The sequence below is a fragment of the Bacillus sp. JJ783 genome, from assembly GCF_036963225.1.
Classification (GTDB): Bacteria; Bacillota; Bacilli; order Bacillales; family Bacillaceae_G; genus Bacillus_A; species Bacillus_A cereus_U.
Window position 1 is genome coordinate 1 of the sequence record NZ_JBALMG010000223.1, and the last position, 9,560, is coordinate 9,560.

The following is a 9,560-nucleotide window of genomic DNA, read 5'->3' on the forward strand; positions in this document are numbered from 1 at the left end:
TCTATAATTAAATACAATATATAATTTTGCGTATAAATAAGTATGAATATTTTGAATATAGTAGTTAGCATTTGGAATACGAGATCCACCCTAGCTAATATATATCCCCTTTGATCTGAATTTATTAAAGACCTCTTATGAGCATTTAAATATGTGACTACATTTTTTGCTACGAATATTGAATAGATTATTGCAACATTCGATATATCGTCCCCATCTTTCATTAAATAACTTAAAAACGGATATATCATTACACTAATTACTAAAATAATCATTGCCAAAATTCGATATATTTTCTTATATAATTGAACGAGTGCTATAATTTTATTCTGATCATTTTCTGCCAGTGGTTTGTACAAATTGTATACTATACTTGCTCCTATACCAGCCTCAATTAACGCTAACATGGATAAAACATTAATTAATAAACCATCTATTCCTAAATACTCTATTCCTAAACTATCTAAAAAAACTTTCCTCGATATAAATCCCAGAATAACAATAACTATTTGAGAAAATATACTTATTGATATGTTCTTGATTGAATGCATCGTCCGCATGATTAATCCCCTTCATTAACTATATCTCTTCGAAAAATTTAAAATAATCAAATCATATTATCCTGGCAATAATTTCACTCTCATACTTTAAGTCACTAATTGCATTCACATTAGTTCCATTATCTACTTCACCAATATACTTATTTTTTATAGGCTGTTTTTCTGTTACTTTCTTCAAAAACCATTCATACTCTACATCGATATGACCAATATCTAAAGTTTGATATCCATAAGAAGATAAATCATACGCTAATACCGTAGCTGTTGGACCTAGTGCAATTAATATTAATTTAGATTTTTTTTGGTTCTTTGCTACCTCTAAAATTTCTCTATACTTCGCAAAAGCATTTTTCGATGGGCATATTATCCTATCAATTGTTTTAACATTTTTAAAAAGATCGTTTCCTACCCCTAATCTACTTTGCACCCCTTCAATAACAATTACTTCTCTATCATCCCAAACATCTTTTATTTTATCAAAGCGAATTCCAGCCATACTCTTATCTTGATGGTCTATATATAACCTTGTAACTAATGCATCATAATATTCTTTATTCATACTTATACTCTTATAAATTCTGCTACGATTTAACTCTAAATATTTTTTCCAGTATACTCTTGATTTTTCAGTGCACCAATTTAAATCTTTAAAAACATTCGGAATACAAACTAAATGCCCCACCTTATTACTCTTAATAATTTCATCCAGTCTATCCTTTAATTCTTTTGAATACGGCTGAAAGATTAAACTTTCACCATTTATAAGAGCGAATTCACCATCACCAAATCTACTTACCGAACAATTATTACCTATAATATAGTCAAGCGTTTCATCAAGAGTTTTCACTGTTGGAGGCTGCCTTTTCACTGTAATCATCCTATTATATTGAATGGTTACCTTATTCTTCGTTCCAATATATAAATAATATAACTTTAACAAAGACTTCTTCATACCTGTCCCCTTTTTGCAAAATTGTTTATTAAAAATTTATACAATAATGGATGCAGCTTAGTCGCAAACAATAAGAACTTTACACTTTTCCCATACTCTTTTAAACTCATTGTTTTATAAAAATAATTATTCAATATACCAGTAACCTTATAATATTTAACCTTATGTTCATTAAACCTTCCGCTCATTGATATTAAATTTAAAACTACCATCGAACAATTTCCTAGTTTTAATATAACTAAGCTATATAACTCCTTATAATATCGCTCCATAAATTTACACATTTCATCATAAATTAAGACTGAGTCAATTTTAACCTCTTTTACAGCCCGATCCATCATGCTATTATCACGCTTTATATAATGATATTTAGGTTCTCCTATGAAACATACTTTTTTACACTTATGAATAACTTTATACGTAAATGCTGTATCTTCATATGACATACCTACTGGAAATTTAATATCCTCCAATAAATTTCTTTTAAATAGTTTAGTCCAAACGACTTCATCATACAACTTCCCTTCCAACATCGTCTTCATCGCAGTATTTCTATCATGAATAATAAATGGATGGTTACTTGAGATTACAATTTTATTACTGTAATAAATTTGACTACTACAAATAGCTACATCACATCTGTGTTCAGCACACATGCCATATAACAATTCATACATATCTGGTTCTATCCAATCATCACTATCCACAAATCCTATATAGTCCCCCTTTGCAATTTCTAATCCAGCATTTCTTGCGGAAGATACGCCACCGTTCTCTTTATGAATTACCTTAATCCGTATATCTTTATCAGCATATCTATCACATATTTCTCCACAAGTATCAGGAGAACCGTCATCAACAAGTATTAATTCGAAATCTTCAAATGTTTGCATCAATATAGAATCAATACATTTATGAATGTATTGTTCAACTTTGTACACTGGTACTATAATACTAATTTTAGGATTCATAATTAACTCCCTTCACTTAAATTCACCCAAAAACCCTATCAATATTTGCTATATTATTTAATTCTTCCGTTAACAAATTAGTCGTTATTTTTTTGCGTAGTATCTTTTGATCTAAAAGATACTTAATTTTGTTATACAAATCTTCCTCATTCCATTCGACGATAAAACCATTATGTCCATCTTTTATTTGCTCATATGCTCCTGTAAAATTAGTCGTTACAATAGGTTTTTTTAAACATTTTGCCTCCGCTAAGGTAAGGCAATACCCTTCATGTCTAGAGGTTTGAACATATATATCTGATTGATATACATACGGATAAGGATTCTGTGTTGATCCCAATAGTACAAAATCCTTTTTTAAATCATACTTACGTATTAATGTCTCATAATACTCTCTATTTTCCCCCTCTCCGATACAGTACCACCGTACCTCATATCCAGCTTTACGTAACATTGACAAAACTTTAATTGCAAGGTCTTGACCTTTTTCCTTTGAAAGTCTACCTACTGTTACTATCTTCATACCTTTATATCCATTATCAAATTCTACTTTTTCTTTTGCCATTTCATTTATTAAATCCGGAAGTACAATATTAAAAAAAACATTTGTCTTACTTTTAACTCTAGGAAACTTCTCTATTAAATGTTTCTGTGCTTCTTTAGAAACTACACATATATTATCTAGCTCACCATATAATTTTTCATATAATTTTGTATTAATTTGGTGTTTAAAAACATCAAAATGCACCCAAGAAATTTTCTTTTTTGAGGTTACTCTATTTACTACATAATAATCAATTATGTCAGTAGGTCCTTGATATGCTACAGCAATATCATATTTATTTTTACTATGCGGAATGTCTTTAAAAATCTCTTTATAGAAAACATATCTATCTTTTAATTTTTCAGATACCACATAGGAGAAGAAAAAATTTAAAGCCTTAATATATCTTTTATTTTCATAGTACTCTTTAATCGTTTTCTTTGGTGATTGCATAATTTTAGGTTTTATATCTTTAAACCAAACTGCTTCTTCTATCTTTATCCAACTTGGTAATTGTTTTAAAAATCCCCCTTTCTTCTCCAACATCAATACCGTAACGTCATATTTGTCTTTTGGTATAACAGATAACAAAGAAAGTAGTGATTTTTCTACCCCACCTATATTCATACTACTTATCATAAATAGCACTCTCTTCATAACTATCTCCTTCTACCATCAAAATGTTTTATAGCAAAATAAAAAACATCCTCTCAAGATGTTTTCACATAAAATACAATTTATAACAACTAACGCGTCATATTCCTGAAATACTATTAAAATAATAATACTACCATCTAAAACAAGTTACACATTAGAATCCACTACTCTATATAACTTTTTCAACTCATCCCTCGTATCTACAATTTCTTTTTCTGTATTTTTTCTCAACTGCCCTTCCAATAATTTATCACCTAATATTTGTACAATAGCATCATACATTTGCTGCTCGTCAAATTGAACTATTAATCCATTGTGGTTATGGTTTATTTGTTCACTTGCTCCTGTAAAATTTGTACTAATAATCGGATTGTTAAAGCATCTAGCTTCTGCGAGTGTTATGCAGTATCCCTCATAACGAGATGGTTGTACATATATATCACATTGCTTCATAAAAGGATATGGATTTGACATTGCCCCTAAAAATATATAGTCACTTTGAATATCGTAATTTTCTACGAGTTTTTCATACATTCCTTTTTCCTTTCCATCTCCTATACAATACCATCTAACATTATAGCCAGCTTCTTTAAGCTTAGCTAATACCGATATTGTTAAATCCTGTCCTTTTTCTACACTCAATCTACCAACAGTAAGAATCCTTACTCCATCAAAATCATCCAAAAATCCAATTCCTTCATTTGCCATCTTCACTATCATGTCAGGTGAAATAATGTTTAAAAAAGTTTCTGTCTTATTAATTAATTCTGGCATCGTTTGAGTAAGTTTTTTCCTTCCTAAATCCGAAACTACAAAAACATGTTGGAACTTTTTATATACTTTACTTACAAAATGTTTGTTAAAATATATCTTTTCAATATCGAAATGTATCCATTGAACTTTTCGTCTAGCTTCTATTTTATTTGCAACAAAATAACTTATAAAATCCATAGGTCCGGCATAAGCAACTGCAATATCGTAGTTATTGAATGCAACAGTATAATTACGCAAACAATATCTAAAAATAACACTCCTTTCTTTCATAATTTTTGATACTAAATACAAAAAAGTTGTTTGAAAGGCTTTTATAACTTTTCCTTGTCTAATAAAATTTCTTATAACGACTCGTGGTGGTTTATTTAACACTTCTTTTATTTCTCCGTAATTTTTTAAATATTCTACATGAATCCCCTCTGGGATAAACTCCAAAAACTCCCCTTTTTCTTCTAACATCAAAATCGTTATATCATACTTATCTTTTGGAATTTCTGCCACCATATTCAGCAAAGCCTTCTCCGTACCGCCTATATTCATATTTATAACCATAAATATAATTTTCTTCTTCATATTTCCTCCGAATCACCTTATCCTACTATTTAATAGAACACAGTCTTCACTGATTAAAGATTCGCTTTCCGGCTCTTATTAATAAGTTTTGAATTCTTAGATTTACTCTCTATATACAAGGTTAATATTTTTCTAATAAGGCATACACCTTCTTAAGTTCCCCTTCAGTTCCAACCTGCTCATTCTTTAAGTTCTCACACAAATATTTCTTCAGTAAATTATCCTCTATAATTTCTTCTATCCCTTCGTACACTTCTTCCGAATTCATCTTCACTATTAAGCCATTTTCTCTATTTTTAATTTGATTATGAACGGTTATAAAATCAGTTACTACTATAGGTTTTTGAAATATTCTAGCCTCTGCTATCGCTAATCCATATCCTTCATACCTTGAAGGTTGTACATATATATCACTTTGTTTTATAAAAGGGTATGGATTCTTGTGAGTACCCAATAGTATAAAAGTATCGTGTAAATTATATTTACTTATCATCTCCTCAAGTTTATTTTGAAGATTTCCTTCTCCTATTACATACCACTTAAATTTATACCCTTTTTGCTTTAATTTATAACAAGCTTCTACGGCCAGTTCGTACCCTTTTTCATACACTAACCTACCGATAGTTAATATTCGTAATCCCTCAAACTGATCACTAAACCCATCCCCCTCATTTGCCATCGATTTAATTAGCGTCGGCGATATAATATCATATACAACCTGGACCCTTGACTCTATTTTAGGGATTTCTTGAATCAATACCTCCTTACAAACATCGGACACAGCTACTATTTCATTAAAGTCCTCATAATATTTCAAATCAAAATCTTTATTATATGCAGCTAACCTATAATCTGTATTCACCCAGGCAATTTTTTTACTTGCATAAACCTTATTTGCCACAAAATATGTCGGCATTCCTTGACTATAAGCTATGGCAACATCATATTTCCCCTTTAAATTATCCATCCCTTTAGAAACCCATCTCCAAACTATTTGAGCTGTATGTAAATTATTATTTATGTATGGATTTCTAAGAGATATAGAAGCTCCAATTCTAAGAAATAACTCTTTAAAGTATTTATGTTTAATTAAATTTTTATATTTCTCCGCCTGTCTTTTAATAACTACCGGTACATCTAATACGTTTACCCGCTTTGGAAGTAATGGCAAATACAATCCACTAGCAGAAAACATTAACAAATCCACTTCATATTTCTTATAATCTAATGAAGAAAGTAAAGATACTAAACTTTTTTCAGCCCCTCCGCTTTGTAACGAATCTATGACGAATAAAATTTTTTTTTTCATAACTATCACTACCCTAAAGTGTTTTTATTGCGCTCAAAATATTAAAAATCATTTATTGATTCTCCCTTTACGAAAATAATGCATATAATTTATCAATTTCATTACGATTTCCGTATTCACCTTTAAGCGTATTTTCCACCAGTTTTCCCCTCAGCTCTTTATCACCAATAAGTTTCTTTATCCCATTAGCTATCCCATTTATCCCCATCTCAGTTATTATGCCATCAACCCCATCCTGCACCTGACTGTTAGCAGTTGAAAAATTAGTAATAAGTACTGGCTTTCCAATAATTTGCGCTTCACGAACTGTTACAGCTTTCCCCTCATACCTAGATGGTTGCACATATATATCACATGCTTTTATATATGGATAAGGATTTGTCTTTTTACCCAATAAAAAAAATTTTTTTTCCAGATTAAGTTCAGCTAATAACTTCCTAAGTTCAGCTTCTTGTGCTCCATAACCAACTACATACCATTCAATATCATACCCCTGATCTAATAACTTTCTTAAAGAATACATAGCAAGATCTATTCCTTTTGCATACGATAACCGTCCTACCGTAACAAGCTTTATTTTTCCTGATTTCACCTGTATTTCTTCGGTAATATCTTCTTGATAAGCTTGCTCACGCACGAACTCAGGAGAGAGTATATTTTCTATAATTTCAACCTTTTTATTCACATTTGGTAAACTACTAAGAAATGAATCTCTACATCCTTCTGAAACCGCTACGATATTATCCATCTTGCTCCACATTTTATCCTCCATGTTTCTATTAAGTTTTATATTTGAATAATCCGTATGAATCCAACCGATTTTTCTTTTCGCTCGAACTTTATCTCCAATAAAATAATGTGGCCATAAAAAACTAATTGCTACATCATACTCTTCTTCCAATTTCGGTATAAAGGGTAACGTTATTCTCCAACCATATTGAATAACAAGGTATCCAGATTCTGCACTTTTTACATATCTCCCATGTGCATCACCTAAAATTTTCCCCAAGGTTCTTGTCAATCCAATTGTAATTTGTCCTTCTTGCAATATTTGCTTGATAGATTTTCTAAAAGTAGTATACTGTTTTACTTCCTTTAACAAATTAGGCATTTTAGGCAACAAAAAAAGAAACTCTCCTTCGTGTTTAAATAACATCAAATCTACATCATATTTGCTATAGTCGATTGTATTCAATAAACCGATTAAACTTCTTTCTACTCCACCAATTTCCATATCAAATGATGTAATGAGAATTTTTTTCTTTTTCATTTTCTAATCCCTCACCCAATTTATTGTGAAATTTCATAATAATAGCCTTCATTGTATATAAATAATTACAATGAATTATGACTTCCTATACTCTAATCCATATAATGATAACCAATCTGGAATATTACTCTTAATATCAAAACCTAATTCTGAAATTTTATTAACTACTATTTGTGTATTCAATTTTTCTTTTAATAAAGCTCTATGAATTTCTGCAGACCATCTTTCCAGTTTTTCATCTAAACTAATAAATGTTATTATGCCTAAACCCATATCTACATTTTTAGTTATTGTATTTGCTACTACGCATGGTACCCCCGCACATTGTGCTTCTAATGCCACAATACCGAATCCCTCGAATAAAGATGGAAAAAGAAAAACATCAAACATCCTTATAATTCTCGGAATATCTTTTCTTACCCCCAAAAATCTAATTTTTTCATAGATACCTAAGCTTTTTGCCTCTAACTCAATAGAATCCTGTAACGGACCGTTCCCTACTAAAACAAGTATAAATTTTGAATCAGACCTTAATACCTCTTTGAACACCTTTAACATAAAAATATGATTTTTAGATTCAGAAAAACGACCAATATGACCAATCACCTTCGCTCCAACTGGTATGTTGAATTCTTCTCTTACTTTATTACTATCCTGTATATCTACATTAACAAATTGATTAGTATCTATTGCATTTTTCACTATCTTTACCTTTGTATTACCAAGATTTTCATTAAATAAAAAGCGTGCAGCTTCAACACTGCACGCACAATAATTTGTTCCAGCATAAGTAATAATTGTTCGTAAAAAGCCCAACAAAACTTTCCCTTTCACTCCAGATCCTATTGGCCAATTATTACTATGTGAATGACAAACCCTTATTTTTATACCAGCTATTTTGGCAGCAACAGCAACAACCCCCCCTTGATAATCAGTATGTGCATGTGCTGCCACATATTGATTACTAGACATTACCTTAACAAGCTCTTTAATGTATAAAAGGGGACCTACCCGACCTAAGCTAGGTATTCGATATATTTCTCCACCCAATGCAAATATTTCCTTATCATAATCACATTCTTCACTTTTATGGGAAACAAAATCAAATTGTACTCTTTCTCTATCTATATTCCTATATACATTCATTAACAGTGCCTCTGCACCCCCTCGGTCCATCGCACTAACAATATGCAACACTCTTTTAGGTCGTTCTAGTTTACACATTGAAAATTACCCCCAAAAATTACTCTTATAAACTATTCCTAAAGTAATAACATGTTCATACACAAAGTAAACAAAATAACATAATATTACTGCATAGTAAATTAGCTTTTGATCTTTTTCAATAAATACCTTTATAACCCACGATATCAATATCAATTGGTATAATCCAAAATATATAGAGAATCTAGCAAAAATCCAATTTTGAGTTGAAATAATCATAAAAACTAGACCTAACAATGCCATATTAACGATATAATCACTCTTCGGAAAAATCTCTCTTAGTTTATGCCTCCCGATAAAAGCAAGGATGAGCGGAGTTGCTTCCACAACAACTCGAAGAATATTAGCTCCACCTTCTTGAAAATCCTTATAGTGACCATATTGTGTATCCCCTATAGTTGCAAAGAAAACTTCTGCAAATTGATTAAATCCTATTACAATAAGTACTGCAAAAAAGAGTAGTATAAATGTTATTGTCGACCAAGCTTTCCTTCGAACTAAAAAATAGATAGGAATTAATACAAGAGCGCTTTGGTGAAAAGTTGATGCAAACAAAACTACCAAAAAATATTTTTTCCAATTCCCATCTAAAATATATTTTGTAGCGGTAAAAATAATTGCTGCTGCTAAATACTGTCTCAATCCATTCATTGAAACTAAATACATACCCGATGCTATATACACATATAAACTTAAATCAATCATTCTTGAATATTTATATAGAAC

General features: G+C 30.5%; 8 protein-coding genes and 1 pseudogene. All 9 read right to left on the reverse strand.

Annotated elements, in window-relative coordinates:
- Positions 1-560, reverse strand: a pseudogene (locus V7038_RS28650) (lipopolysaccharide biosynthesis protein); the annotation flags it as partial.
- A 52-nt stretch (positions 561-612) separates the two neighbouring features.
- On the reverse strand, positions 613-1,512 hold the full coding sequence (locus V7038_RS28655; protein ID WP_070146827.1) for an SP_1767 family glycosyltransferase: 900 nt from the start codon (positions 1,510-1,512) through the stop codon (positions 613-615).
- The gene (locus tag V7038_RS28660; protein WP_070146828.1) at positions 1,509-2,483 is read right to left on the reverse strand and encodes a glycosyltransferase family 2 protein; all 975 of its coding nucleotides are present in this window, start codon (positions 2,481-2,483) and stop codon (positions 1,509-1,511) included. Before V7038_RS28660 ends, V7038_RS28655 begins: the two co-directional genes overlap by 4 nt.
- Before the next feature lie 22 nt (positions 2,484-2,505).
- The gene (locus tag V7038_RS28665) at positions 2,506-3,684 is read right to left on the reverse strand and encodes a glycosyltransferase (protein ID WP_335696027.1); all 1,179 of its coding nucleotides are present in this window, start codon (positions 3,682-3,684) and stop codon (positions 2,506-2,508) included.
- Positions 3,685-3,831: 147 nt separating this feature from the next.
- Complete coding sequence (locus V7038_RS28670; RefSeq protein ID WP_070146830.1) at positions 3,832-5,031, reverse strand: glycosyltransferase; 1,200 nt, start codon at positions 5,029-5,031, stop codon at positions 3,832-3,834.
- 121 nt (positions 5,032-5,152) lie between these two features.
- Positions 5,153-6,340 carry a glycosyltransferase gene (locus tag V7038_RS28675; RefSeq protein WP_070146831.1) on the reverse strand — a complete coding sequence of 396 codons (1,188 nt, stop codon included), beginning with the start codon at positions 6,338-6,340 and terminating at the stop codon, positions 5,153-5,155.
- Positions 6,341-6,407: 67 nt separating this feature from the next.
- Positions 6,408-7,610 (reverse strand): glycosyltransferase, encoded by a 1,203-nt coding sequence (locus V7038_RS28680; protein ID WP_070146832.1) that lies wholly within the window; start codon positions 7,608-7,610, stop codon positions 6,408-6,410.
- A 75-nt stretch (positions 7,611-7,685) separates the two neighbouring features.
- Positions 7,686-8,834: a glycosyltransferase family 1 protein gene (locus V7038_RS28685; protein WP_002199614.1), complete on the reverse strand. Its 1,149-nt coding sequence runs from the start codon at positions 8,832-8,834 to the stop codon at positions 7,686-7,688.
- 6 nt (positions 8,835-8,840) lie between these two features.
- A partial coding sequence (locus V7038_RS28690; RefSeq protein ID WP_335696028.1) for an EpsG family protein occupies positions 8,841-9,560 on the reverse strand: 720 nt, incomplete at its 5' end.

Excerpts from the sequence above, each read along its gene's own strand:
- V7038_RS28655 (WP_070146827.1), bottom strand. The coding sequence starts at position 1,512 with ATGAAGAAGTCTTTGTTAAAGTTATATTATTTATATATTGGAACGAAG.
- V7038_RS28660 (WP_070146828.1), bottom strand. The coding sequence starts at position 2,483 with ATGAATCCTAAAATTAGTATTATAGTACCAGTGTACAAAGTTGAACAA.
- V7038_RS28665 (WP_335696027.1), bottom strand. The coding sequence starts at position 3,684 with ATGAAGAGAGTGCTATTTATGATAAGTAGTATGAATATAGGTGGGGTA.
- V7038_RS28670 (WP_070146830.1), bottom strand. The coding sequence starts at position 5,031 with ATGAAGAAGAAAATTATATTTATGGTTATAAATATGAATATAGGCGGT.
- V7038_RS28675 (WP_070146831.1), bottom strand. The coding sequence starts at position 6,340 with ATGAAAAAAAAAATTTTATTCGTCATAGATTCGTTACAAAGCGGAGGG.
- V7038_RS28680 (WP_070146832.1), bottom strand. The coding sequence starts at position 7,610 with ATGAAAAAGAAAAAAATTCTCATTACATCATTTGATATGGAAATTGGT.
- V7038_RS28685 (WP_002199614.1), bottom strand. The coding sequence starts at position 8,834 with ATGTGTAAACTAGAACGACCTAAAAGAGTGTTGCATATTGTTAGTGCG.